Origin of the sequence: Serratia liquefaciens ATCC 27592, from assembly GCF_000422085.1 — a bacterium.
Lineage (GTDB): Bacteria > Pseudomonadota > Gammaproteobacteria > Enterobacterales > Enterobacteriaceae > Serratia > Serratia liquefaciens.
This window is the reverse complement of sequence record NC_021741.1, coordinates 4,408,989-4,433,798: the sequence shown is the minus strand read 5'-3', so window position 1 is coordinate 4,433,798 and position 24,810 is coordinate 4,408,989. Positions and strand designations below refer to the sequence as shown.

Below are 24,810 nucleotides of genomic sequence, written 5' to 3'. Positions count from 1 at the left end.
TATCTCATAAGTTATCGCGCCCAGGTAAATGCCGGGCAGCAGTGGTGCGCTGAACCAAATCAGACGGTGAAGCTATTTAATGAAAAAAAGACGTATTTAGTGACTAACTGCCGCGAATAGCGCTTATCGGCGCAGAAAATGCGCTTAATTAAGCGAAATAAGAATTTGGTTATATATTCTGTTTTTTTCGAATGTACACAATGGAATCAGGCTAAATAAGATGCCAATATCTTGCTATTGATAAATAACGGTTATCGCCATTTGCCTATGCCAGCCTCAATAAAATTGCACCAATTACGTGCGTTTGTAGAAGTCAGTCGCCAGGGCAGCATCCGCGCCGCCAGCCGCACTTCACGCCTTTCCCAGCCTGCGTTAACCAAGTCGATTCAGGAGTTGGAGCAGGTGCTGGGGGCTAAGCTGTTTATTCGCCGCAGCCAGGGTGTGGTGCTGACCGACTGCGGCGATAACTTTTTCCAGCATGCCAGCCTGATCCTCGAAGAGCTGCGGGTGGCGCAGGAGGATATTCAGCAACGGCTGGGGCTGGCGGGTGGTTCAGTGAATATCGGCGTAGGCGGCAGCATTGCGCGCACCGTCATGCCGCAGGTTATCACCCAGTTTCATCGTGAATACCCGAAGGTCAAAGTACGGATTGTCGAAGGACAGCTGGTATCGATGATCCCGGAGCTGCGCCAGGGCGAGCTGGATTTTACCGTCAATACTTATTACCCCAGCAGCCTGGACAATGAATTACAGTACGAACGGCTGATGGAAAAAGAGTACAAGGTGGTGGTGCGCAAGGGGCATCCGATGGAAGGAGCGACGTCCCTGAAACAGCTGCAGCACTGCGACTGGACCATGCCGACGCCCAAAGGCAGCTACTATCGCCTGCTGCACGATCTGTTCGGGGATTTGGGAATGGCGCCGTCAATCAGCGTGACCTGTGAGACATTTATGGCCTGCACCAGCCTGGTGGCGCAAAGTGATTTCGTCAGTATTTTATCGGTAGATGTGATCTCTGACCCAATACTGGGTAAGCATCTGGTGCCGCTGGCGCTGGAAGAAAGCTTGCCAAAGGCGACGTTTTATCTGATTCAGCGTAAGGACACCACGCTGACGCCGATGGGCGCACACCTGGCGCGCCTGTTTCGTCTGCACTGTCGCTGAGATCAGCGCCCCCGAAGAGGGCGCTGATGCTTAGAATGCCACGGAACCCTGCACGAAGAAGGTGCGTGGTTCACCGACGTATTTGCCGAAGTTGTTGTCGTTGGAGCGGGTGAAGTAGCGCTGATCGAACAGGTTTTTCACCCCGGCACCCAGCGTCAGATTCGACAGCTGCGGCCCGAAGTTATACTCACCACGCATATTCCACACCATATACCCGGCGATGTTGCCAAACTGGCCGTCGGCGCTTTCCTGCGTGACGTAATCCGGCCCGGTGCCCGGCGAGTGCTGCTTGGACTGGGCATAGCTGTCCAGATTCCACACCCAACTGCCGGTGGCGTAGCGGGTGCCGACGGTATACACCTGGCGTGAATAGAACGGCAAATCCTTACCGGCGAAGTCGCCCTTGTCGGTGCTGGCTTTGGTATAGGTGTAGCTGGTATAGACGCTTACGCCATCCAGCGCGCGGTTCAGTTCGCTGAGATCGTAGCTGAGCGCCAGCTCGATACCCTTGTGCTTGGTGGCGCCCATGTTGGTCCAGCCGACGTCGTTGCTGATGTACTGCAGCTGGTTATCGAAATCGATATAGAACAGCGTGGCCTCGGCTTTGACGATGGTGTCGTCATAACGGGTACCGAATTCATAGGTATGGGCTTTTTCCGCCGTCAGGCCCGGCGCGGGTTGGTTGCCGTTGCCACCCTTGGTCAGCTGGAAGTACTGCATGCTGCCGAACGAGGTGTTGGCGTTGGCGAACAGCTTCCAGGCGTCTGACATGTGGTACATGACGTTCAGTGACGGCAGCGGTTCGCTGTAGCTCTTCTCGCGGCTGATGTTGTTGAACGAATCGTCCACATGGGTGCGGATGCTTTCATAGCGGAGGCCCGGCGTAACCGTCCAGTTGCCGACGTTAATGGTGTCGTCAATGTAGAGTGCGTGGGCTGCGGTGCCGCCGGAGGTGTGCTGATAGTAATCCGGCGTTTCCGGCGTAGAACCGATATCTGCCGGGTTGTACCAGGCTGAACGGGACGCTTTTTCATCCATGGTTTCGTTCAGGTAGCGGTAGCCGAGGGTGATCTCGTGCGCCATGTCCCAGAAACGGAAGACCTGCGAGTAGCTGGGTTCAATCGCCCAGGTGGAGTAGTGGCGTGGGTAAGACACCATACGCTTCATCCCGGCGTTTTTACCGGTGCCTTCCGATTCGATGCTGCTGCCGCGATAGCTGTCGGTGAAATACGTCAGCACTTCGAACTGCTTGTCGTCTTCCTGGTGCTTATATTTGAACGACATATCCTTGCGGCGGCCTTCGAACTGGTCCCACGGACGGGTCGACTGGAACGGATTTTGCGCATACTGCGCGCTGCTCAGCCCGCCAGGCATACCGGATTTTGCGTCGTAATAGTGGAAATTGGCCAGTAACTCATCGCGATCGGTAAACGCATAGCGCGTTTTCAGCATGAAATCGTCGATGTCGGTATTGTCGTTGTTGTCGCGATAGCCCTGGCCGTGCAGGCCGGAATACAGCAGCTCTGCACCGAAACCGTTGTCGGCGGTGCCGCCGAGCGAGGTGCTGGTCAGGGTTTTCAGGCCGCCGTGGCTGGCCCCCTGGGTCTGGACGCTGGCCGCGCCACCGAAGGTTTTCGGGATGTCCTTGGTGACGAAGTTAATCACGCCGCCGACGTTTTGCGGCCCGTAACGCACCGCGCCACCGCCGCGCACCACGTCAACCGATTGCAGGCTGCCAATCGACAGCGGTGCCATCGACAGCTGTGGCTGGCCGTAAGGCGCGACCGCCAAGGGGACGCCGTCCATCAAAATGGTGGAGCGAGGTGAAAGGCGAGAAGTCAGGCCACGTACGCCGACGTTGAGCGAAATATCGCTGCCGCCGGTACCGTTGCTGTCGCGCACCTGCACGCCAGGCACGCCGCGCAGGGTATCGGCAATGGTCTGATCGCCTTGTTCATGCATTTGTTGTTCGGTCACGATGGAACGTGCGCCGGGGTGGTTGAGCAACACCGAACTGGTATCCGGGTTATCCAGCCAGTTGCCGACGACGGTAATAGTGTCGGCTGGCGCATCATTTTGAGATTTATTATCAGCAGCAAGGACTGGCAGCGCCATGGCAACGGAAGCCGCCAACAGCGAAAGACGAAAAAGAATTGACATAATAATGCCTTAAAAGTTTCGAACCCGGATGTGTTTTTTTAGAAATGACAATCTTAATGATAATTATTGGCAAGTAAATAGCTTTGTTGCGGAATAATTCAACCGGTAAGCAAGTGGCGGGGAAAGGTGTCGGAGCCCGGCCGGCGGGCCCCGAGCGGGGGATTATTTTGCGGTGACCCAAAACACGCCGCTGTAATCCAGCGCGGTGAATTTATGGTGCACCATTTCAATATCCGCTTGCGGATCAATATCTTTAAATAAGTCCGGGTGCAGGAATTTGGCGATAGCCTCGACCGCAATAAAATTCAGCGGCGTGTCATAGAACTGGTGGTAAATCGCCATCACGCGTTTTTCCTTTACCGCCTTCAGCACGTTGAGGCCGGTGCGGTTCATCAGTACCGCCAGCTTTTTCTCTGTGGTGGCGGTATCGGTGGCATAGCCCAAGGGAACCGCCAATGTACCTTTATGACCGCGGCTCCAGTCGGCGCCGGTCATCAGATAGAAATCCGGGTTGCTGGCGATCATCTGTTCCACGTTCACCTCACCGCCCATTTCCGGGAACAGTTTGCTGCCGATGTTGTTGCCGCCGGCGGTATCGATAAATTGGCCAAAGCTGCCCTTGCCGAAGGTGTTGCAGCACTGCTCGCCTTTCATGCCGGCGCTGCGTTCGATAAACACGCTGGGGCGCTGTTCCGGCTTCAGCGTAGCCACCCGCTGGCGTACCAGATCCAGACGTTGCTGGTAGAGCTGGATAAAGGCGTCGGCATTTTGCTGTTCGTCAAACACCTTGCCCAACAGCTGCATGCTGGCGACGGTGTTGGTCAGCGGCTGCTGACGGAAGTCGATAATCAGTACCGGGATGCCGATTTTTTCCAACTGGGCCAGCACGCCGCTGTCCTTCAGCTTGCTCAGCAGGCCGATGTCGAAAATGATCAGATCCGGCTTACGGACAACGGCGCTTTCTACGCTGAAATCGCTGACGTAAGGGTTATCGAAGGTGGGGATCTGCATCACCTGCGGGAATTTTTTCGCGTAGGCCTCCACCAGATCCGGTGCCTTCACCTTCAGCGAGTTATCCCAGGCGATGATATTTTTCAACGGCTCCTGCGGATGCAGGATATTCAGTGCCAGCAGCGCGCGGGCATCGGCCAGGATCACCCGTTGGGCGGGCTGCTGCAGGGTGACTTCTCGACCCGCGACATCGGTGACGACGATCGGTGCGGCCTGTACGGCGCTGACCATCAGCAGGGCGCAGGCGGCCAGCCAACGGCTGGCTTTGGCAATAAGAACGGCAGGCATGGAGATCCTTGGGCATGGGGTGTTGAATAAAGAGGCTAATGATAATCCATATCCTTTCGCTTTTTGAACACCCCCGTGCGGATATCTTAGGCTTTGCCCATTAGCGGATCGCTGACGCTGTGCTCGCCGCTTTCCAGCCGCCCGGCCATGCGGCGTTGCCAACCGTCAGAAGCCTGCAGTGAAATATCGTACCAACCTCCGCTGGCCCTGGCGTCAAAGGCCTGCTGGTGGCGCTCTCCTGCCGGCAGCTCAATCGACCAGGGGCCGTTTTGCGTATAAGGGCAGCGGGCGATAGTCACGGTTATAGCCTGACGGGTGGGGTTAGTGAGGGTTAATGACAAGTGGTCGCCTTGCGGCGTCAGGCGGACTTGCGGCTGCGGTTGCCCAATGGCGCCGCGCAGTTCACGATGAAAGCCGTTCGGGCCCAGCAGCCACAGGTGATACTGGTTCGTCACGGACCAGTTATCGCTGAGCGCTTTGCCGGCCTCGACGGTATAGCGCCGTGGGATCTGGTTCAAATCCAACCGGTCGTAAACGTGAAATACCACCCCCTGTGCCCCGGTGTTGTACAGGTTGAGCGTCAGTAATTGCTGGCTGGGGGAGAGAGTTTCTTCAACATGCAATTGATAAGGCAGGGCGCGTGAAGGGCGTGCCAGCCGTGCCTGATGCGGCAACTGTTGTTTGTCTGCTGCCGGCAGAGGCACCTGCGGCAATTGCTCCTGCCGCTGGCGCAGGCTGTCGGCGGAATGGCGGCTGGTGGCGGGCAGATTGGGCAAGGTTTCCCCGTTGGGATCGACAAAGTTGAAGGCCGAAGTGAGATCGCCACATACCGCGCGTCGCCAGGCGCTGATATTGGGTTCGTGTACCTGGAAGCGCTTCTCGAGAAATTGCAGCACTGAAGTGTGGTCGAATACCTGTGAATTAACCCAGCCTCCGCGGCTCCAGGGCGACAGCACCAGCATAGGCACACGCGGGCCGGGGCCATAGATGCGGCCGTCCGGCGGCGGTTGTTCCTGTGAACCTGGCGGGGCGACATGCTGAAAGATTTCACTGTCGAACGGCACCGTCGATTTACCGGCGAAGGTGCCATCTTCACGCAGTGACGGTGCGGAGGGCGACGGCATATGATCGAAGAAGCCGTCGTTCTCGTCGTAATTGACCAGCAGCACGGTTTTACTCCACACCTCGGGATTCTCCGTCAGCGCATTGAGGATCTCCTGGGTGAACCAACCTCCCTGCACCGGGCTGGAAGGCCCAGGGTGTTCCGAGTAGGCCGCCGGAGCGATGATCCAGCTTACCTGCGGCAATTTGCCTTGCTGCACGTCGGCGCGGAAACCGGCCAACATGGCCTCTAAATCGTTGCCGTCCGCCGCCGGCAGCGTATTGCCATTGCCTTTGTATAACGGCGCTTCGGCGTTCAGCTCGTCGCGGTAGGGGACAAAGGCAGTAAAGTCCTTCGGCGGCTGCGCCGGATTGCCTACTTTCACGCTGGCCGCACGGTACTGACGGAACCCCGCCAAAGGGTTGTCGGTGAAGTTATCCGGTAAAAACTGATAGACCTTCCAACTGACGCCGCTGGCTTCCAGCCGTTCGGGATAGGTTTGCCATTGGTAGCCTACGTCGGGTGGGCCTGGGCTGTCCCATTCGTTGACCACTACGGCGACCTCGGCTGCCGTCGGACCGTTAGTGCCGGTCCAGTGGAACAAGCGATTGGTGTTTGTGCCGGCGTGGATCGAGCAATGATAGGCGTCGCACAGGGTGAAGGTTTCGGCCAGGGCAAACTGGAAGGGCAGCTCATGCCGACGGTAATAACCCATCGAGGTCGGCGTTTTGTAGGTTGGCCAGGCGCTCATGCGGCCGCTGTCCCAGGCAGCTTGCTCATCCACCCACGAGTGCGGCGTGCCGCTCACCCGCTGGGCATTGCCACGTTTGCTGTCCAGATGGTAAGGCAGCACCAGTCGATCTTCCCCTTGCTGTTGCCAGACGTGACGGTTGTCGGGCAAAGGAATGGTTATGCGATCGCTAAAGCCGCGTACGCCGGGCAGCGTGCCGAAGTAATGGTCGAAGGAACGGTTTTCCTGCATCAGGATCACCACGTGTTCGACATCGTTGATGGTGCCGGTGCGGTTATTGGCTGGGATCGCCAAGGCTTTGCGGATCGACGCGGGTAACAGTGAAAAAGCCGATCCGATGGCGGCAGCCCGCAGTATTTCTCTGCGCAAAAAGTCAGGCATGCGTCGTTAAACTCCCTGAGGTTTGCTTTGAAGATAGTTGCTAACGACGGTAATAGCGAAAAATAACAAGGAGATGAACAGGGGAAAAATAATGCCCCGCATGGGGGCATTGATGGGGAAGCTTATTGTCGGATCAGACGACCGAGGGTTGGCGCCGTTTCGAAGTCGCTGCGGAACGGGTTGATGTCCAGGCCGCCGCGGCGGGTATAGCGGGCAAAAACGCTGAGCTTTTCCGGTTGGCAGCTTTGCTTGATGTCGTTGAAAATGCGCTCAACGCACTGCTCGTGGAACTCGTTATGCTGGCGGAAGGAGATCAGGTAGCGCAGCAGGCGCTCGCGATCGATTTTCCGGCCCTGATAGTGGATCACCACGCTGCCCCAGTCCGGCTGGTTGGTGACCAGACAGTTGGATTTCAGCAGATTGGACGACAGGGTTTCGGTCACGATGTCCCCATGTTGGTCTGCTGCACCGTGCAGATATTCCGGCTTAAAGTCGAAATCATCGACGGCAATATCCAGATCGTCGATATTGATGCCCGGCAGGCTATCGATCTGCGGCGAATATCCGTCCAGACCCGGATAGAGCTTAACCCCAACCTGGCCGTTTGCCGCTTGCGACAGGTCTTTTTGCATCGCGGCACTCACCTGTTCCACGCTGTCGAAGCGCGTCTGGTTAAAGCTGTTGAGATAAAGTTTGAATGACTTGGACTCGATCAGGTTGGTGGAAGAATGGGGCAGGGTGAACTCACCAATGCCCACCACCGGCTTGCCTTTGGCGTTGAGCCAGGAAAGCTCGAAGGCGGTCCACAGATCAAAGCCGCTGAACGGCAGGTTTTGTTCATCTACACCGATCAGATCCCGACCGCGTGAGCGTGGCAGGGCCTCGAGCAATTCGGGAGCGTACTGGTCCGGATAATCGGAGTTTGCGCCAAGATGGGTGATTTTATCTTGTTTTTTGATATGCATATTCATTGCTCCTTGCATGATCGGTATTGATATAGCGGTTAAACAGGCTGCGAGCGGCGTAAATCGGCCCGACACCCACCAGGGCGTAGACCACCTTGATCAAGAATTGTGACAGGATCATGGTCTTGATGATATCCCAGCTCAGAACGTTGTAGAACGCCAGCGTGCAAAACACCACGCTGTCGATGGCCGAGGCGACCACGGTGCTGGTGATCACGCGCACAAACAGGTAGCGGGAGTTGGTCAGCTCTTTGATTTTGCACAGCAGGTAAGAGTTGACGTTCTCGGAGATTAAATAGGCCGCGGACGACGCCACCAGGACCGCCATGATGCTGTGGACGATGCCGTCATAGGTCTTGCTGAACTCCCACTGCGGAATACTGGGTACCAAGGTGGTGACCCAGACGCCCAGCACGAAAATCAGGTTTGCCATAAACGAGATGATGATGGTGCGCCTGGCCAGTCGCAGCCCGTAAAACTCGTTCAGAATATCCACCAGGATAAAGGTGAGGGGGTAAATAAAAATCGCCGGGGGAGTGATGAGGTTCAATGCGGGAATTTGAATCGGTTTGACGCCACACAGGGTTGAGAAGATATAAATCACGCTGAGTGCGACGGTAATGATCAGGTAGGCGTACCACGATCGTTCATGGCGATCGCTGAGTTCATAGGCGGTTTGCTGCTGATTGTTACCGTAGATTTTGCGGTACAGCGCCTGCAGCTCATGGCGGCTCAGATCTTCCGATATTTCGCTGTCGGCCAGCTCATTGAGCCCCATGGTGATGGTTTTGCCGGTGGCCAATATCATGACATTGGCGGCGAGGGTGCCATGCCGGGTAAAGCCCAATAGCTTGAACTTTTGATTCGGTTCCATTTATAGCCGTTCTCCAAAGATATAACCCAGGAATTGCACGGTATCCTGATGATTTTTTTCCATGCAGTAATCTTCTTTGTCGTTAACCACAAAGAAGCCATTTTTTCCCGAGTGATACAATAAAGGCGAATCGCAAACCAGCACCGGCGGGCGTTTTATAATAATCACCTCGCCTGGAATAAATGAACCTTTTATTTCGGTCTCTATTTTCATTGCTACCATATTTGACTCATCGCCGAAGAAATAAGTCAAAGGGAACTCCGTCACCAGTTGGCCGACTTTCCAACCGGCAACTGCTAAAAAACGCGACTGAGGAATAACGGGCACAGCGGAAGGGTTTTTATTGCCTTCGGTAGAGAGCGTTTCATTGAGCAGTTCCAGCTTGGCCAGATCATAATCTTCGATCTCTTCACAGGAAACGCCAAAGAAATCTGAAATCCGGTTGACGGTGGCCTGCTGCACGTTGTTAACCCGGCCGTCGAGAATTTTATAGATGGTGGTACGCGTCAGGCCAGTGCGGTTAGAGAAGGATGCTTTAGTTTCGCCCCGGGTGCGCATCAGATATTCAATATTCTTAATGATGTTGATTTTGCGCTGCGCGTTAGTGGTCTTCATAAGCATTCCTTACAATATTCTGGCCGGCATTACTATATCGCACGCGCCGACATTGTCCAGAACTGACGCTGAGGTAGGGGCGGTAACCGGCTGATTAATCATTGGAAATGAGCTTTGATCTCTCACGTATCATGCCAGATGATGCTTTTATCATGATGAGTAAAATGTAAAACAAAGGTAATTAAATATAAATCAATTGGTTAGGTTTAAGACTGGGGAAAGTGGACACAAAAGTGGGTTTTGTGTCTACTTTTGTGTTGACCACGGTGGTTTCTGTGAGCTACTGTTCATCCACACTGAAGTGTTTCTTGACGGTCAAAACGGTTAATAAACGATTGTCTGACAACTTCTATAATAAAAAGCTCGGGGAGGGAGGCGTTTCCATTCTCTGGGTATTAAAGGATGTTTTAGCTACCGACACCAGGGATCCCCACTACGTCTTCTGTTTTACCTTCGCAGTAAAAAACCCGCTTTCATATTGATGCCAGTCGGCTTTTTAGCCGACCGATATCAATTTGTTGCGCCTAAAAAGGTGGCGACAACTTAATCAAACCCCCTTTCTGTACCGATTACCCCCACTCCCCAGCGCGGGAGAGTAGGGATATCAATCAGCTTTGCGCAGGCGCAGGTTTCTGAGAACGGCTCGTGGCCAACTTAAATACCCAATAGATCAGGCTGGCAGCCAGCAGAGAGTTGATGGTCGGCACGCCCCACTCAGTCACCAAGCCGACAATGCTGCCGACGATGCTGGCGATGATCGCCGCCCAGCCGATGGTCGGCGTCTGGTCCGGTAATTTCCCTTCGCGACGGCTCTCGTCGAGAATTTTACGGTGAGTACGCAGCAGATAATAATCCACCAGCATGACGCCGATAATCGGCGGGAACACCACGCCAAGCACCGTCAGGAAGTCGACGAAGCGGTCGAGGATCCCCAGTACCGAAAGTGTGGTGCCCAGCACGCCGATCACCAGGGTGGTGGCAGTGTACTTCAGTCTTTTGCCCGTCATGCCTTCGACGGCGTTAACGATGCCCAGCGAAGAGGAATACAGGTTGAGGTCGTTAACCCTGAGGGTAGAAAACACCACGACCAGCAGGCCCGCACCGCCGGCGACCTGTGACATGATGGTGACCACATCCGCCGTGCCCAGCGTTTTGGCGATCAGTATCGCCAGGCCGTTAACCACGAATTCCCCGGCAATGATGGTGAAAATAGTGACGCCAAAGACATGCTTGCCGTTCCTGGAGTAGCGCGTCAGATCCGGCGTCATCAGGCTGGCGACAATCGCACCGCCGACCACGATAGTGATACCGGCGCTGATCGACAGCGGTTCGCCTGGTGGCACCAATTGGATAATTTCAGGCAGATTGTGGCCGGTGAGGGTGATGATGGAGATATAGGCCACCAGCATAATAAACATCGGTACCGCAATCCTGGCGGCGATACGCAAGGCTTTGAAGCCGAACGCCACCAGAATGGTCAGCAGGGTGCCGGACAGACCGGCCGCCAGACCAAAGCCCAGCTTGTTCCCCAACGCGAAATCCAGCGACTTGGCGAAGATGGCGTTTTGAATGCCAAACCAGCCCAGCAGGCTGACGGCCACTACCACCCCGATCAACACCGATCCGAGTCGACCAAAGCCGCACCAACGGGCCAACAGGCTGCCGGAGATCCCTTCGCGCATGCCCGCCAGGCCCAGGCCATAGGTCACCACGCCAAAGATCAGGCTGCCGATGAAAATAGCGGTAAATGCATCGAGCAGCGTCATGGAGTGGCCGAGTACGGCCCCGAGCATAAACTGATCGAGCGCGGTCAGCATGCCCATATGCACTATGGCTACGCTTAAAAACGAGACTCTTTTATCCTGAGGTACCCGGGTTAACGGATAGTCTTCGATTTTGATCACGGTGAGGTATTCCTTGCTATTTAAATAAACTGGATGCCTTTAGCTATCAGGCGATCGGGAATGTAGCTGTCCAGCTGAGCATATTTGCAAAATTCCTCAAACTGCTGCTGTGTGTGGACATCAGATTTTTGATAAATGTTATATATTCTATTTTCTATGGTCTTATTGCTGATGTTATATATTTTGGCGATTTCTTTCACCGACAGCCGTTGCAGCATTAAAAATATAACGTCCAGCTCAGCCCGGGTAAAAATGGTGCTGTTGGTTTCTGTGGTTAGTACGCTGGGTTTTTGATGGTTGATATAGTTAAGCGGGGATAAGGTGTTAAGCGGTTTGGCGTTCCACATTACCCCGAAGACTTCTTTCTTGTCGTTGTAGATAGGCAGTTTTTCGCTGATAAACGGTGTCAGGCTGTCTTTCCCGTACCAATAATGTGTTTCTATCACGGCAACCCGATCCCGCGAGATCTCGGTCATTTTGTCATGTTCAACAAAATCGGCTGCAGATTCGGCCCAGTCGGCGGGGAACTCGTCGTCTCGCTTACCGGCTATATCAAAATTTAATGGCGTATTGGTATAGAGGTAGGCGGCCCTGTTCATGTAAAGATGACGGGATGCCAGGTCTTTGATGCCCCATGGCTCACTTAAGTGCTCCATCATGGCAATCAGGCCTTTCAAATAGAATTCATTACTTTTATCGGGCGAATCCATTCTGACCTCACCGACTGGAATTGGGTTAAATCTTTTTCGCCAGGTAGTGACGCGTATGCTGTTTGGCATAGTCGCCTAAGTTGCCGTAAACCTGATAGCCCAATTTTTCATAAAAGCCGCGGGCCTGAAAATCGAAAGTATCGACATAGGCCATGTGGCAACCGCGTTTCTTGGCCTCTTCTTCGGCCTGTACCATCAGTTGACGGCCATAACCGCTTTTACGGTATTGGTCGCTGACCCAAAGATATTGCACTTCAAGCCCGCCCCACCAGGTTCTGGCAACCAGTCCGGCAACGATTTTACCCTCGTCATCGGTGACGGTCAGGAATAAGGGGTGGATATCGACGGGTTCAATTTTGGCGTTGTGGGCCCAAAGACTGTCAATCACAAACTCTTCGTCTTTCGGGTTCGGTTGGTCGGTAATATTGATATTCATCGTTATAATATAATTCCCTGTGATAATTATTAGGCAGCGCAATCAAACGGAGGTTTCTCCAACCGGTTTAACTATCACTTTTCATAATGTATTACAAGGGTGGTTTTCACCCGTTCCCGTCACGTACCCAAGGGGCTATATTAGCTGCGACAGGGCCAGAAAATAACGTAATACGCGGTAATAAATAGCCTTTGGTCCTGCTCAGTCTATCTATTCCTATTGTGCCTCACCAGGGCCCCATCCAGGAAATACATTAGCTATTCAGGCTCCACCGGTAGAGCAAGTTAACTTGCCAAAGGGGAGCCGCCGCGTACAGCCTTTTCCCGGACCCCGCTTTTAAACCCTTATTTACCCGCCGCCTCGCCTTTGGCTATGCCTTCCAAAGCCGGCGGTATGGCCGCACCTAACATTGCCCCATGGTCTAAGCCGGCCCATTCCCGATAGTCAACCTTAAGTCCGTCAAGTGTCGCCAGCTGTGTGGCCAGGCCATGAGCCGCATCTGCGGGTAGCTGACTCTGCCTGATAATTGGCGGTGCTTCACGCATTTTCTCCGCACCGCCGATCCATAACTGCAAATGGGCGGACAAAGATGGATGCCTATCCATAACACGTTGCGCTTCTTGCAGGATAAAGCCTTTCCCCCACCACAGCGAAGGTTCCACCGCGATGTAATTCTGGAAAGTAGCAGGTTGGGTTAACAGAGTATGCAGAACGAAAAGGCCACCATAAGAGTGCCCCCACAGCGTTTGCTGCTGCGGGTTAACGGTGACCTGAGCGGCAACGGCAGGCTTAATCTGGGTGTCGATCAGTTTAAGGAAAGCGTCTGCACCGCCATGGGGCTGCTTTCCTGAACCTTGTTGCGAAGCCGGTGTGTAGTCGTAACTGCGGCCTTTGGAGTCGATGCGCAGATCGTTGTCATAGCTGAGTAGCACCAGAACCGGCGGCTGTTTTTGTACGGCAAGCTGAGCCAGCAACTGGGCGTTCAACTCCATCAATACTGCGTTGCCGTCCAGGAAGTAGATAACCGGATAGCCGCCCAAGGGCGGAGCAATGCGCGGTTTTATTATGCGGACACGATAACGGCGCTGACCGTCCGCCGAAGTGAAGCGCAGATCGCTGAATTGATAATCAGGCGATTTTGAATCGACCAGGGTTGTGCCGATTTTACGTTCCAGATCGGGCCTGGCCTGCGCCAGCATGGGGGAGCCAACGCCGATAATCAGCGCGATAACAAGGGCTAGAAAGCGACGATAAGACAGTGGCATGCTGGATTCTGTTAATCAATAAAAGGGGATATTAGCATTTATGTTGGGAAGCAAAAAACCCGCCATAGGCGGGTTCTTCTAAATAGGGTGCCGAACTCGGACAACCGGTGCTTGCACCGGATTTAACAACGCTTTAGCGTTGGCCCGCAGGGTGAGGCCTCTGGCCGAATAATCGAACGTGTTCGATGAAGAGTCCTACCCCAGAAAAGCAAAAACCCGCCTTTTGGGCGGGTTCTTTAGAATAGTGGTGCCCGGACTCGGAATCGAACCAAGGACACGGGGATTTTCAATCCCCTGCTCTACCGACTGAGCTATCCGGGCAACGGGGCGCATTTAACCCTATTGGCCGGATATCGTCAATCGGTTTCTGTCACAAAGCCGATCGGTTGCTCTATTTTCATGCAGTGGCGGGTAAGGTTCGTGGGGCCTGGAGGAGGGCCGATGTAATAAATATGCAAAGAATCCGTGTATTTATACCGTTTTGGTTTTTCTGGTGTTTGTTTTTATATGTTTTATAACAATGGGTTATGCTTAAATTATTATGTAATTAATAGACATAATAGTTACTTGAACCTCATAAAAAAACATGCAATCATTGCGCAAATTTTAGCACTCTACGTCCCCTAACGGCGTTTCCGCTCATTTAAGTCAGAGGGTTGCAGGCATGACTGGTATGGCTACTCAAGCGCTACTGCGCACCAGACATCTGATGATGCCGCTACTCCGCCGCGATCTTTCCCGAACGTCGTCCTCCATAAACGCCCAGCCCAGCATGCGGTAAGGCAACTTCATGCTCGCTGTTAGGCATTATTAAAAATAGAGCTGTGGCTCTGATTTTACTGATGTCTATCGGACGCTGCCGATACCAGTTCCCGATAGTGGCCTGATAATCTTAAGAGAGTCAGCCGGTCACGCATGCGCTCTATGCTGCCACACCGGACATCAAGTTGCCGGGATAACCTTTGTTATCTCATCACCGTGCCATATGGCACAGCCTCATCCTTAACCGTTTGAGAGTTAGCACTATGAAAGAATTGAAGATAGCCACCAGCGCCAGCCTGGTCGCCGCCATTGAAACGCTGCGCCAGATTGTCCGCGTCGAGCAGACGGATTATACCGACGTTGCGGCATTGGTCGTGTCGGTTGATGACGTCAACGCCGGCATCCTGGCACAGCTTAAAGCCACCGGGTTCGAGATCCCGACCTTTGTGGCGGTGGCCGGAGATGAGCATCTCTCGCCGGACTACCTGCCGTTTATCAGCGGTGTTTTCGCGCTGGACGGTGCCAGCAAGGCGTTTTATATGGCGCAGTTGGAAGCCGCGGCGGATGCTTACGAGCAGGCGCTGCTGCCGCCGTTTTTCAAAACCTTGAAAACCTATGTGGAAATGGAGAACTCGACCTTTGCCTGTCCGGGGCATCAGGGCGGGGAGTTTTTCCGCAAGCATCCGGCGGGCCGCAAGTTTTTCGAGTTTTACGGTGAAACGCTTTTTCGTTCCGACATGTGCAACGCCGACGTTAAATTGGGCGATTTACTGATCCACGAAGGCTCGGCCAAGGACGCCCAAAAGCATGCGGCACGGGTGTTCAACGCCGATAAAACTTATTTTGTGCTCAACGGCACCTCGGCCGCCAACAAGGTGGTAACCAACGCGCTGCTGACCCGTGGTGATCTGGTGCTGTTCGACCGTAACAACCATAAGTCCAACCACCATGGTGCGTTGATCCAGGCCGGAGCGACGCCGGTGTATCTGGAAACCGCGCGCAACCCGTTTGGCTTTATCGGCGGTATCGATTCCCGCTGCTTTGACGAGCGTTATCTGCGCGAACAAATTCGTCAGGTAGCGCCGGAGAAAGCCGAGGCAGCGCGTCCTTTCCGCCTGGCAATCATCCAGCTCGGCACCTACGACGGCACTATTTATAATGCGCGTCAGGTGATCGACACCATTGGCCACCTGTGCGACTACATCCTGTTTGACTCGGCCTGGGTGGGTTACGAAGGGTTTATCCCGATGCTGAAAGAGTGTTCACCTCTGCTGTTGGAGCTGGACGAGCTTGACCCGGGCATCTTTGTTACCCAGTCGGTACACAAGCAGCAGGCCGGCTTCTCGCAAACCTCGCAGATCCACAAGAAAGACGACCATATCAAGGGCCAGAAGCGTCACTGCAACCACAAGCACCTGAACAACGCTTTCATGCTGCACGCCTCTACCAGCCCGTTCTATCCGCTGTTTGCGGCGCTGGACGTCAACGCCAAGATGCATGCCGGGGCCGCCGGTCGCCGTATGTGGATGGACTGCGTGAAGCTTGGCATCGAGACGCGCAAGCAACTGTTGGAACGCTGTTCGCAGCTCAGGCCGTTTGTCCCCCTGCAGATCGCGGGCAAGAACTGGCAGGATTACGACACCGATTTGATCGCCAACGACGCCCGTTTCTTCAATTTTGTGCCGGATGAGAAATGGCACGGTTTTGAAGGTTACGCGCAGGACCAGTATTTGGTCGATCCGTGCAAACTGCTGCTGACCACGCCGGGTATTGATGCCGCCACCGGCCAATACACCGAGTTTGGCGTGCCGGCCACCATTCTGGCCAATTTCCTGCGTGAGAACGGTATCGTGCCGGAGAAGTGTGACCTTAACTCGATCCTGTTCCTGCTGACGCCCGCGGAAAACCCGGCCAAGATGCAACAACTGGTGGATATGCTGGTGCAGTTCGAACGTTACGTGGAAGAGGACGCGCCGCTGAGCCAGGTGCTGCCAACGGTATATCGCAAGAACGAGCAGCGTTATCGTGGCTATACCCTTCGCCAGCTGTGCCAGGAGATGCACGATTTATACGTCAGCTTCGACGTTAAGCAGCTGCAAAAAGAGATGTTCCGTCAGCGTCATTTCCCGCAGGTGATGATGAACCCACAGGACGCCAACGTGGAGTTTATCCGCGACAACGTTGAACTGGTGCCGATCGGGCAGGCCGAAGGGCGCATTGCGGCAGAGGGCGCGTTGCCTTACCCACCGGGCGTGCTATGCGTAGTGCCGGGCGAAGTCTGGGGCGGGGCGGTACAGCGTTATTTCATGGCGCTGGAAGAGGGCATCAACCGGCTGCCGGGCTTCTCGCCGGAGTTGCAGGGCGTTTATATCGAGAAAAAGGATCACGGCTGGAAACGCATTTTCGGCTATATGATCAAGCAATAGAAAATAAGGGCCGGTTTGCACCGGCCCTTATTATTGATAACGCCACCGCAAATTATCTTCTGCGGTAACTCTTCTGGGCGTTGTTCACCTTCACCAGGTAACGGCGAGATTCGCCGGCCGGATGCTTGGTGGTCAGCGTCTGATAGACGTCGCCCGGCTGCATGCCGTTGATGATGCTCACCGCACGGGTCCTGTCGCTAGAGAACACACGCAGCACGCTGCCGGCGCCGCCGTTATAGGCAGTGATAACCGCGTAGCGGCGTGAGGTCGGGTTTTGAATCCCTCCCAAATAGTTGTTCTGCAAAATGGCCAGATAAGCCGTACCGGTATCGATGTTGTTTTCCGGGTCGAACAGGTAACTGCGGCTTGGTTTGCCCCATTTCCCACGCATCTGGAACACATCCTTACCGGCAGTGTGCTGCACCACCTGCATCAGGCCCAACGCATCTGAACCGCTCACCGCATACGGGTTAAAGCTCGATTCGGTCTGCATGATCGCCAGGATCAGCGACTCTTCCACGCCGTATTTCTCCGACGCCTTGCGAACCATCGGCAGGTATTTGTGGGCACGTTTGTCCAGGTGGTTTGGCACCAACTGAATAGTGACCGAGTAAATCACGTGCAGGCCGGAGGTGCGTTTTTGCAGCTTGGTCTGCAACAGATAGTCGGCGAAGTGCGCCGCACGCCATTCCCAACGGATCGGCGCACCTTTGTTATCCAGTACCTGGCCGTACAGGAACGGCTCTTTACTGATCTGGATATCGTTGACGTCGGAATAGAGATCGATGGAACCCGGGTCGTCCCCCATCAGCAAGGTGCTGATTATCGCCTGGCGCAGGTGAGCGGCAGGATCGGTGGTGGCGATGGTTTCAATAGTGATGGCACCAGAATCAAAGTTGATGTGGCTACGGGTTTGATACTGGTCGGTGTATTTAACGTAATCTTTCGGCCCGGCGATCAGAACTTCGTTCAGACCCCAGATATTCTCGATGTTGTGGGCGAACTGACCCATCAGGATTTCGAAGCCGTTGGTGTCTTTGACCCAGGCTTCGTTGACTTCAGTGCTTTTTTTGCCGGAACAGGATATCAGCAGGGGCGCTATCACTAGCAAAGCTAAAATTTTCTTCATCTTAAAGCCGTATACGAGAAGTATTGGAAGGGCCAGCGCCTGGCCCCAACAGCATTATTCGCTTGGTGGCGTATAGCCTTCGATATGGACGTCATGTCCTTCGAACAGGAATTTGATCATTTCCGCTTCCAGCAATTTGCGGTCGTCAACGTTCATCATGTTCAGTTTTTTCTCGTTGATCAGCATGGTTTGTTTTTTCATCCATTCTGCCCAGGCTTCTTTCGAGATCTCGTTATAGATGCGTTTGCCGACTTCCCCTGGATAAAGCTGGAAGTCCTGCCCTTCGGCGTCACGCTGCAGGAAGGTACAAAAAATGGTTCTGCTCATGCTAATTCCTCATCAATGGCGCTATTGCCAATAAACCCGTCATACTTTGAGCTGCAGGTGTGTTGGCTGCCTTTTCTCACCCGAATCACTTACCTCAGTAAGCTCATCGGGACTCGCTCAGTTGCCGCCTTCCTGCAACTCGAATTATTTAGGTTATAAACCCTGTCGGCGCGGGGACTGTTTTGCCAACTGTTGCAACAGGCGGTCAACCGGTGCGGCCAGCCCGACCGATGGCGGCTGCGCTAAGTTATACCAGAGACCGGCGCCCTCATCCATGCTGCTGCCTGCGGCGTCCATTTCCAGCCATATTGGCACGATATCAAGATGGAAATGACTGAAAGTATGACGAAATGCGGTCAGTTGCTCCCGGCGATTGGTTTTCAGACCGCGCTGTTGCAGCCAGAGTTCCATCTCTTCACGTTCGCTGAACTGCGGGAAGCAGAACAGACCGCCCCACAGACCGACGGCGGGGCGCTGCTCCAGCCAGGCGCGTTCGCCGTGCTGCAGCAATAAAAAGTAGGCGGTTTTTTCCGGCAGGGTCTGCTTGGGCTTTTTACCCGGATATTTTGCCCAACTGTGGTGGGCATAGGCGATGCAGCCGAGGCTGAGTGGGCACAGTTCGCATTTCGGCTTGGAGCGGGTGCAGACCATCGCCCCCAGATCCATCATCGCCTGATTGAACTGGCCAACGCCCTTGGCCGGGGTAACGTTTTCGCTGATTTCCCACAGTCGGTTTTCTACCTCTTTCTTGCCCGGCCAGCCTTCGACGGCATAGCAGCGGGCCAGGACGCGTTTTACGTTGCCGTCGAGGATTGGGTAGTGTTGGCCGAGCGCCAGCGACAGCACTGCGCCTGCCGTTGAACGGCCAATACCGGGCAGGGCGTGGATTTCTTCAAAGGTTGTCGGGAACTCACCGCCGTGCTGTGCGACAATAGCCTGCGCCGCCTTATGCAGATTGCGCGCACGGGCGTAGTAGCCCAGGCCGGTCCACAGGTGCAGCACTTCGTCCAGCGGCGCTTCAGCCAGCGCACGCACGTTGGGAAAACGTGCCATAAAGCGCTGGAAGTAAGGGATCACGGTGGCAACCTGAGTTTGTTGCAACATGACCTCAGAGAGCCATACTTGATAGGCGGTCTTATCAAGCTGCCACGGCAGGGTCTTACGGCCGTAACGCTGGTACCAGTCAAGCACCACCTGTGCGAACTGCTGTGCTTGCATCATAAGCTGATTCGATATCCGGCAGAAAATGAAGCGCGATTGCAGCATAGAGTCATGATGCTGTAAACCGGAACTTTCCGACGTCGCACGGCAGGTACATTAGATGAACACTTGCTAAACCAATGTATCTTTGCATAATGCGCGTTTCCCTAATTGGCAGCCAAACAGACAGAAAGCACTATGATTAATGACGTCATCTCCCCGGAATTTGATGAGAACGGCCGCGCGATGCGCCGTATCCGCAGTTTTGTCCGCCGCCAGGGGCGGTTGACCAAAGGCCAACAGCACGCGTTGGACAACTATTGGCCGGTGATGGGCGTGGAGTATCAGGCTGAACCTGTCGATATCGCCGCACTGTTCGGGCGCGACGCGCCGACCGTGCTGGAGATCGGTTTTGGCATGGGCGCCTCGCTGGTGACCATGGCGGGCAATAACCCGCAGCAGAATTTCTTGGGGATAGAAGTCCATTCGCCGGGCGTGGGTGCCTGCCTGGCCGACGCTACCGAAGCGGAACTGAGCAACCTGCGCGTAATGTGTCACGACGCGGTTGAGGTGCTGGAGAATATGATCCCGGACGGCTCGCTGGACATGGTTCAGCTGTTTTTCCCCGATCCGTGGCACAAAGCGCGCCACAACAAACGCCGCATCGTACAGACGCCGTTTGTTGAATTGGTGCGTCGCAAACTGAAAGTCGGCGGCGTCTTCCACATGGCCACCGACTGGCAACCTTATGCAGAACATATGTTAGAGGTTATGAACGGGATCTCAGGCTATCGCAATCTTTCCAGCGATAATGATTATGTGCCGCGTCCGGATTCACGCCCACTGACAAAATTTGAATTACGCGGCCAGCGTCTGGGACATGGCGTTTGGGACTTGATGTTTGAGAGGAAAGAATAATGGCTAAGAACCGCAGTCGTCGTTTACGTAAAAAGTTACACATTGAAGAGTTTCAGGAGCTGGGCTTCTCCGTTGCATGGCGCTTTGCCGAAGGCACCGCGGTTGAAGATATCGACAGCACGCTGGACGCTTTTATCGACGAAGTGATTGAGCCGAATGGCATGGCCTTTGACGGTAGCGGCTACCTGCAGTGGGAAGGCTTGATCTGTCTGCAGACCATCGGTCACTGCACTGACGAGCAACGCGAACTGGTCAAAAAATGGCTGGAAGCGCGTAAACTGACCGACGTTAAGGTCAGCGATCTGTTCGATATCTGGTGGGACTGATTTTCCTGCCTGATAAGCGCGGCCTGGCGTCGCGCTGAATCTATTGATTTAAGGTGCCTTTACGGCACCTTTATTTTGTCCGGAGTGTGACCGCGGTGGTAACAACATTGGATAACGCGTTGCTGGATGAGATCCTGCAACAGGTGCGCCCGCTGATTGGCCAGGGCAAGGTGGCGGACTATATACCGGCGCTGGCGGAAGTGGCGGCCGATCGTTTGGCGATCGCCGTTTGCACCGTCGACGGCGAAATGTTCCAGGCCGGTAACGCCGACGAGCGTTTCTCTATTCAGTCGATCTCCAAGGTGTTGAGCCTGACGCTGGCGCTGACGCGCTACCAGGAGGCGGAGATCTGGCGTCGGGTTGGCAAGGAGCCTTCCGGTCTGCCGTTCAATTCGCTGTTGCAGCTGGAGATGGAGCAGGGCAAACCGCGCAATCCGTTTATCAACCCCGGTGCGCTGGTGGTGTGCGACATGCTGCAAACCCGGCTCAGCGCGCCCAAGCAGCGAATGCTGGAAGTGGTGCGTCAACTGGCCGGTGAAGATGACCTGGCCTATGATTCGCGGGTGGCCCGTTCCGAGTTCGAACACTCCGATCGCAATGCGGCGATAGCCTACCTGATGAAGTCGTTCGGCAATTTCGAAAACGACGTGCTTACCGTGCTGCAAACCTACTTCCACTACTGCGCGCTGCGAATGAGCTGCGTGGAGCTGGCTCGCAGCTTTGTTTATCTGGCCAATCACGGTCGTGATCTTAGCGGACGCGAGGTGATAAGCCCCCTGCAGGCACGCCAGATTAATGCGCTGATGATGACCAGCGGCATGTACGACGGCGCGGGGGAATTTGCCTATCGCGTGGGCATGCCGGGCAAGTCCGGCGTGGGTGGCGGTATTGTCGCTATCGTCCCCGACGAGCTGTCGATCGCCGTCTGGTCGCCGGAACTGGATGCTTCCGGTAACTCATTGGCGGGAACTGCGGCGCTGGAACTGTTGTCTCAACGGATTAGCCGTTCGATTTTTTAGCCCCACCACGGAAGGGCGTCAGGAGAATATATGTTAAAGAAAACCGGGTTAGCCTTACTGCTGTTGACTGCTTCACAGGCCCATGCCGAGTATCAGTGCAGCGTTAAACCCCAGGATGACGTGATTATCAGCCCGCAGAACGTACAGGTGACCGGGGCCAGCGGCAATCTGCAGATTTCACCGGATGGCGATGTAACCCGCAATGGCCAGGCGTTGAGCCTGACAGACAGCCAGCGCCAGAAGGCCTTCAGTTACCAGAGCGCATTGCGCAAAGAGTTGCCGTGGATCGACAACGGCGCTCAGCAACATCTGGAAAAAGCGCGGGTGGCGTTGGACAAGGTGATCGTCAAAGAGTTGGGCAGCGACAGCAACGTGCGTAACCGCCTGACCACGTTGAACGGTCAGCTTAAGCAACAGATGAACCGTATCATTGAGCACCGCAGCGACGGCCTGACCTTCCATCACAAGGCGATTGATCAGGTTGAGCAGGATGGCCGCAATATCGTCCAGCAGAGCATGGGCGGCGTATTGCAGGACAGCCTGAATGAGATGGGCGTCAAGCAGGCAGCTAATAGCGGCGGCAACCCGCTGCAGGCGATCATGGGCAATCTGGGCGGCCTGCAGAAGGCGATTCAGAACGAATGGAATAACCAGGAGCAGGATTTCCAGAACTTCGGCCACGACGTGTGCAACCGCGTTACCGGTCTGGAAACCCAGCGCAAAGATTTGCTTAATGCATTGAAGTAATCTGGCTGGTGGTCGGTTTTGACCTTCTAACTAACATCTGACAGACTGGCTAAACTATAATCAATGGCTAAAAGGATTTTGCATTGATGCCAGTGATATTCCGTTATAAAGGTTATAAATTCTTTTTTTATTCGAATGAAGGAGAGCCGTTGGAACCGGCTCATATTCATGTCAGAGATGCCGTGGCAGAAGCCAAGTTTTGGCTGATACCAGAGGTGCGGGTAGCCCGCAATGATGGGTTTAATGCCAGAGTATTAAAAGAATTAACCGAAGTTGTTGGAGTCCATAAGGGGTTATTTTTGGAGGCCTGGGATGAGTATTTCAGCTAAAAACGTAAACTTCGATGAGACAACGATGTGGGTTGAGTTGAGCGATGCCAGAATTATCGGCGTGCCACTCGCCTGGTTTCCTCGATTGCTGAATGCAACGGACCAAGAGCGCGCCCGCTATGAGCTGAGTGCCCGTGGGATCCATTGGGATGCGTTGGATGAAGATATTTCTGTTGAAGGCTTGCTAAAGGGTAGAGGGGATATTACTCATCGTCCCCACCATGCTGCCTGACGTTTAAAAAAAGCGCTGAAAACTCAGCGCTTTTTTTCATTCATCCGCCAGGAACAACTCCAGTAGCGAATTAAGGAACAGTTTGCCTTTCTCGGTGATCTGCCAATACTCCGGCGTTTCTACCAGATAACGTTTCGCCAGCGCTTCGTCCAGCGCTGCACGGATCGCGCTTTCATCCAGCCCGGTGTAGTTGACGAATTCAGCACGCGGTGCGGCTTCCAGCAGGCGGAAGCGGTTCATAAAGAATTCGAACGGCCGGTCCGTCGCCGTCACCTCATGCTGCTTGTCCATATACTTGCCCTGCATAAAACCACGCGGATGCTTGGTTTTCGCGGTGCGCAGAATGCGGCCGTCGCTGAAGGTTAACTTGCCGTGCGCGCCGCAGCCAATCCCCAGATAGTCGCCAAAGCGCCAGTAGTTGAGGTTATGTTGGCACTGATAGCCCGGTTTGGCGTAGGCCGAAGTTTCATACTGCTGATAGCCGGCGGCGCTCAGCAATTCATGGCCCCGCTCGAAAATGTCCCACAGCGCGTCGTCGTCCGGTAGCACCGGCGGGCGTGAACTGAAAAGCGTATTGGGCTCGATAGTCAGTTGATACCACGACAGATGCGGTGGATTGAGGGCAATGGCCTGGCGCAGATCGTCCAGCGCCTCTTCCAGCGACTGGTCCGGCAGGCCGTGCATCAGATCCAGGTTAAAACTGCGCAAACCCAGGCCGGTAGCCAGGTGAGCTGCGCGTTTGGCCTCTTCCGGGCCGTGAATGCGACCCAGACGAGTCAATTTCTCGGCGCTGAAGCTCTGCACGCCGATAGAAATGCGGTTCACACCGGCGCGCTGATAGCCGCTGAAGCGATCGGCCTCCACGGTACCCGGGTTGGCCTCCATGGTGATCTCGGCGCCGTCAATCACCGGAATGCGTGCCCGCACGCCGTCCAGCAGCGATTGCATCGCTTCGGCACTCAACAGGCTGGGGGTGCCGCCGCCGATAAAAATGGTGCTGATTTCGCGACCACTGACCAGCGGCAGATCGGCATCCAGATCCGCCAGCAGGTGATCGACGTATTCCTGATGCGGGACTTCGCCCTTCAACGCATGCGAGTTGAAGTCGCAGTACGGGCATTTCTGCACGCACCACGGAATGTGAATGTACAAACTCAGCGGGGGCAACTTAAGCATTGCGCATCGCTTCCAGCATCAGCTTCAGGGCTTTACCACGGTGTGATACGGCGCGCTTTTCGTCACGGCTCAGCTCGGCAGCGGTGCGGCCCAGCTCCGGAACGTAGAAGATAGGATCATAGCCAAAACCGCCTTCACCGGCGGCGGTATCGGTGATTTCACCGGCCCAGCTGCCGTGGAACACCAGCGGCGTCGGATCTTCCGCGTGGCGCATATACACCAGCACGCAGTGGAACTGTGCGCCGCGGCTGCCCTTGGGCACGTCTTTCAGCGCAACCAGCAGCTTGTCGAGGTTTTGCTGGTCAGAGGCGTCTACACCCGCGTAACGTGCAGAATAGATGCCTGGCGCGCCGCCCAGCGCATCAACCGCCAGACCCGAGTCGTCGGCGATCGCCGGCAGACCGGTGATTTGCGCCGCATGGCGGGCTTTCAGAATGGCATTTTCGATAAACGTCAGGCCGGTTTCCTCGGCGGACTCCACGCCCAATTCTGTTTGTGCGACCACGTTCAGGCCGAAATCGGCCAACAGGTCGGCGAGTTCGCGCACTTTACCCGGGTTACCGGTGGCAAGAACGACTTTTTGCATGATGACT

Annotated in this window: 23 protein-coding genes and 1 tRNA gene; 8 read left to right on the top strand and 16 right to left on the bottom strand. The window is 54.8% G+C overall.

Features of this window, described 5'->3' with window-relative positions; genetic code table 11:
• The first annotated feature begins 267 nt into the window (after positions 1-267).
• Positions 268-1,164, top strand: coding sequence for a LysR family transcriptional regulator (locus M495_RS20705; protein ID WP_041414962.1), 897 nt, complete (start codon positions 268-270; stop codon positions 1,162-1,164).
• Between the two features lie 30 nt (positions 1,165-1,194).
• Here M495_RS20705 and M495_RS20700 read toward each other — a convergent pair whose 3' ends face one another.
• The 11 genes from M495_RS20700 to M495_RS20650 form a co-directional block, all read right to left on the bottom strand.
• Positions 1,195-3,324, bottom strand: coding sequence for a TonB-dependent receptor family protein (locus M495_RS20700; protein WP_020828626.1), 2,130 nt, complete (start codon positions 3,322-3,324; stop codon positions 1,195-1,197).
• A gap of 162 nt (positions 3,325-3,486) precedes the next feature.
• Complete coding sequence (locus M495_RS20695; RefSeq protein WP_369982364.1) at positions 3,487-4,566, bottom strand: ABC transporter substrate-binding protein; 1,080 nt, start codon at positions 4,564-4,566, stop codon at positions 3,487-3,489.
• A gap of 143 nt (positions 4,567-4,709) precedes the next feature.
• The gene (locus M495_RS20690) at positions 4,710-6,857 is read right to left on the bottom strand and encodes a phosphocholine-specific phospholipase C (protein ID WP_020828624.1); all 2,148 of its coding nucleotides are present in this window, start codon (positions 6,855-6,857) and stop codon (positions 4,710-4,712) included.
• Between the two features lie 122 nt (positions 6,858-6,979).
• Positions 6,980-7,822 carry an NADPH-dependent 7-cyano-7-deazaguanine reductase QueF gene (gene queF, locus M495_RS20685; protein WP_020828623.1) on the bottom strand — a complete coding sequence of 281 codons (843 nt, stop codon included), beginning with the start codon at positions 7,820-7,822 and terminating at the stop codon, positions 6,980-6,982.
• Positions 7,800-8,696, bottom strand: a complete 897-nt coding sequence (locus M495_RS20680; RefSeq protein WP_020828622.1) for a queuosine precursor transporter — start codon at positions 8,694-8,696, stop codon at positions 7,800-7,802. Before M495_RS20680 ends, queF begins: the two co-directional genes overlap by 23 nt.
• Positions 8,697-9,311, bottom strand: coding sequence for a helix-turn-helix domain-containing protein (locus M495_RS20675; RefSeq protein WP_020828621.1), 615 nt, complete (start codon positions 9,309-9,311; stop codon positions 8,697-8,699).
• A gap of 608 nt (positions 9,312-9,919) precedes the next feature.
• On the bottom strand, positions 9,920-11,215 hold the full coding sequence (locus M495_RS20670) for a cytosine permease (RefSeq protein ID WP_020828620.1): 1,296 nt from the start codon (positions 11,213-11,215) through the stop codon (positions 9,920-9,922).
• Between the two features lie 20 nt (positions 11,216-11,235).
• Positions 11,236-11,925, bottom strand: a complete 690-nt coding sequence (locus M495_RS20665) for a helix-turn-helix transcriptional regulator (RefSeq protein ID WP_020828619.1) — start codon at positions 11,923-11,925, stop codon at positions 11,236-11,238.
• 25 nt (positions 11,926-11,950) lie between these two features.
• Positions 11,951-12,361 (bottom strand): GNAT family N-acetyltransferase, encoded by a 411-nt coding sequence (locus M495_RS20660; RefSeq protein ID WP_020828618.1) that lies wholly within the window; start codon positions 12,359-12,361, stop codon positions 11,951-11,953.
• Between the two features lie 344 nt (positions 12,362-12,705).
• The gene (locus M495_RS20655) at positions 12,706-13,626 is read right to left on the bottom strand and encodes an alpha/beta hydrolase (protein ID WP_020828617.1); all 921 of its coding nucleotides are present in this window, start codon (positions 13,624-13,626) and stop codon (positions 12,706-12,708) included.
• A 245-nt stretch (positions 13,627-13,871) separates the two neighbouring features.
• Positions 13,872-13,947 (bottom strand) — tRNA-Phe (locus tag M495_RS20650).
• Positions 13,948-14,651: 704 nt separating this feature from the next.
• Here M495_RS20650 and speF point away from each other — a divergent pair.
• Positions 14,652-16,814 (top strand): ornithine decarboxylase SpeF, encoded by a 2,163-nt coding sequence (speF, locus tag M495_RS20645; protein ID WP_020828616.1) that lies wholly within the window; start codon positions 14,652-14,654, stop codon positions 16,812-16,814.
• 52 nt (positions 16,815-16,866) lie between these two features.
• On the opposite strand, the gene mltC is transcribed toward speF, so the two are convergent.
• The 3 genes from mltC to mutY form a co-directional block, all read right to left on the bottom strand.
• Positions 16,867-17,943: a membrane-bound lytic murein transglycosylase MltC gene (gene mltC, locus M495_RS20640; RefSeq protein ID WP_020828615.1), complete on the bottom strand. Its 1,077-nt coding sequence runs from the start codon at positions 17,941-17,943 to the stop codon at positions 16,867-16,869.
• Between the two features lie 54 nt (positions 17,944-17,997).
• The gene (locus M495_RS20635) at positions 17,998-18,270 is read right to left on the bottom strand and encodes an oxidative damage protection protein (RefSeq protein WP_020828614.1); all 273 of its coding nucleotides are present in this window, start codon (positions 18,268-18,270) and stop codon (positions 17,998-18,000) included.
• A gap of 153 nt (positions 18,271-18,423) precedes the next feature.
• Entirely contained in the window at positions 18,424-19,491 is a 1,068-nt protein-coding gene (gene mutY / locus M495_RS20630; RefSeq protein ID WP_236615020.1) for an A/G-specific adenine glycosylase, read from the bottom strand.
• Positions 19,492-19,668: 177 nt separating this feature from the next.
• Between mutY and trmB the strand changes: the two genes are divergently transcribed.
• The 6 genes from trmB to M495_RS20600 all read left to right on the top strand — a co-directional run bounded on the left by trmB (position 19,669) and on the right by M495_RS20600 (position 23,041).
• A complete protein-coding gene (gene trmB / locus M495_RS20625) occupies positions 19,669-20,388 on the top strand; it encodes a tRNA (guanosine(46)-N7)-methyltransferase TrmB (RefSeq protein ID WP_020828612.1) in 720 nt (239 codons plus the stop codon).
• A complete protein-coding gene (locus M495_RS20620) occupies positions 20,388-20,714 on the top strand; it encodes a YggL family protein (protein WP_020828611.1) in 327 nt (108 codons plus the stop codon). Before trmB ends, M495_RS20620 begins: the two co-directional genes overlap by 1 nt.
• A gap of 95 nt (positions 20,715-20,809) precedes the next feature.
• Positions 20,810-21,733 (top strand): glutaminase B, encoded by a 924-nt coding sequence (gene glsB, locus M495_RS20615; protein ID WP_041415685.1) that lies wholly within the window; start codon positions 20,810-20,812, stop codon positions 21,731-21,733.
• Positions 21,734-21,763: 30 nt separating this feature from the next.
• Entirely contained in the window at positions 21,764-22,480 is a 717-nt protein-coding gene (locus M495_RS20610; protein ID WP_020828609.1) for a YggN family protein, read from the top strand.
• 86 nt (positions 22,481-22,566) lie between these two features.
• On the top strand, positions 22,567-22,809 hold the full coding sequence (locus M495_RS20605) for a DUF4160 domain-containing protein (RefSeq protein ID WP_020828608.1): 243 nt from the start codon (positions 22,567-22,569) through the stop codon (positions 22,807-22,809).
• Positions 22,793-23,041: a DUF2442 domain-containing protein gene (locus M495_RS20600; RefSeq protein WP_020828607.1), complete on the top strand. Its 249-nt coding sequence runs from the start codon at positions 22,793-22,795 to the stop codon at positions 23,039-23,041. Before M495_RS20605 ends, M495_RS20600 begins: the two co-directional genes overlap by 17 nt.
• Positions 23,042-23,077: 36 nt before the next feature.
• On the opposite strand, the gene hemW is transcribed toward M495_RS20600, so the two are convergent.
• Together hemW and M495_RS20590 are read right to left on the bottom strand one after the other, a co-directional pair.
• Positions 23,078-24,217 (bottom strand): radical SAM family heme chaperone HemW, encoded by a 1,140-nt coding sequence (gene hemW, locus M495_RS20595; RefSeq protein ID WP_020828606.1) that lies wholly within the window; start codon positions 24,215-24,217, stop codon positions 23,078-23,080.
• Positions 24,210-24,803 carry an XTP/dITP diphosphatase gene (locus tag M495_RS20590; protein WP_020828605.1) on the bottom strand — a complete coding sequence of 198 codons (594 nt, stop codon included), beginning with the start codon at positions 24,801-24,803 and terminating at the stop codon, positions 24,210-24,212. Before M495_RS20590 ends, hemW begins: the two co-directional genes overlap by 8 nt.
• Positions 24,804-24,810: the final 7 nt, after the last annotated feature.

Bases quoted from the DNA above. Each gene is read 5' to 3' on its own strand.
- M495_RS20600 (WP_020828607.1), top strand. From the start codon at position 22,793: ATGAGTATTTCAGCTAAAAACGTAAACTTCGATGAGACAACGATGTGG.
- M495_RS20660 (WP_020828618.1), bottom strand. From the start codon at position 12,361: ATGAATATCAATATTACCGACCAACCGAACCCGAAAGACGAAGAGTTT.
- M495_RS20655 (WP_020828617.1), bottom strand. From the start codon at position 13,626: ATGCCACTGTCTTATCGTCGCTTTCTAGCCCTTGTTATCGCGCTGATT.
- M495_RS20680 (WP_020828622.1), bottom strand. From the start codon at position 8,696: ATGGAACCGAATCAAAAGTTCAAGCTATTGGGCTTTACCCGGCATGGC.
- mltC (WP_020828615.1), bottom strand. From the start codon at position 17,943: ATGAAGAAAATTTTAGCTTTGCTAGTGATAGCGCCCCTGCTGATATCC.
- M495_RS20675 (WP_020828621.1), bottom strand. From the start codon at position 9,311: ATGAAGACCACTAACGCGCAGCGCAAAATCAACATCATTAAGAATATT.
- M495_RS20620 (WP_020828611.1), top strand. From the start codon at position 20,388: ATGGCTAAGAACCGCAGTCGTCGTTTACGTAAAAAGTTACACATTGAA.
- M495_RS20695 (WP_369982364.1), bottom strand. From the start codon at position 4,566: ATGGTCAGCGCCGTACAGGCCGCACCGATCGTCGTCACCGATGTCGCG.
- M495_RS20690 (WP_020828624.1), bottom strand. From the start codon at position 6,857: ATGCCTGACTTTTTGCGCAGAGAAATACTGCGGGCTGCCGCCATCGGA.
- M495_RS20605 (WP_020828608.1), top strand. From the start codon at position 22,567: ATGCCAGTGATATTCCGTTATAAAGGTTATAAATTCTTTTTTTATTCG.
- M495_RS20700 (WP_020828626.1), bottom strand. From the start codon at position 3,324: ATGTCAATTCTTTTTCGTCTTTCGCTGTTGGCGGCTTCCGTTGCCATG.
- M495_RS20665 (WP_020828619.1), bottom strand. From the start codon at position 11,925: ATGGATTCGCCCGATAAAAGTAATGAATTCTATTTGAAAGGCCTGATT.
- trmB (WP_020828612.1), top strand. From the start codon at position 19,669: ATGATTAATGACGTCATCTCCCCGGAATTTGATGAGAACGGCCGCGCG.
- M495_RS20705 (WP_041414962.1), top strand. From the start codon at position 268: ATGCCAGCCTCAATAAAATTGCACCAATTACGTGCGTTTGTAGAAGTC.
- speF (WP_020828616.1), top strand. From the start codon at position 14,652: ATGAAAGAATTGAAGATAGCCACCAGCGCCAGCCTGGTCGCCGCCATT.
- M495_RS20590 (WP_020828605.1), bottom strand. From the start codon at position 24,803: ATGCAAAAAGTCGTTCTTGCCACCGGTAACCCGGGTAAAGTGCGCGAA.
- M495_RS20635 (WP_020828614.1), bottom strand. From the start codon at position 18,270: ATGAGCAGAACCATTTTTTGTACCTTCCTGCAGCGTGACGCCGAAGGG.
- hemW (WP_020828606.1), bottom strand. From the start codon at position 24,217: ATGCTTAAGTTGCCCCCGCTGAGTTTGTACATTCACATTCCGTGGTGC.
- mutY (WP_236615020.1), bottom strand. From the start codon at position 19,491: ATGATGCAAGCACAGCAGTTCGCACAGGTGGTGCTTGACTGGTACCAG.
- M495_RS20610 (WP_020828609.1), top strand. From the start codon at position 21,764: ATGTTAAAGAAAACCGGGTTAGCCTTACTGCTGTTGACTGCTTCACAG.
- queF (WP_020828623.1), bottom strand. From the start codon at position 7,822: ATGCATATCAAAAAACAAGATAAAATCACCCATCTTGGCGCAAACTCC.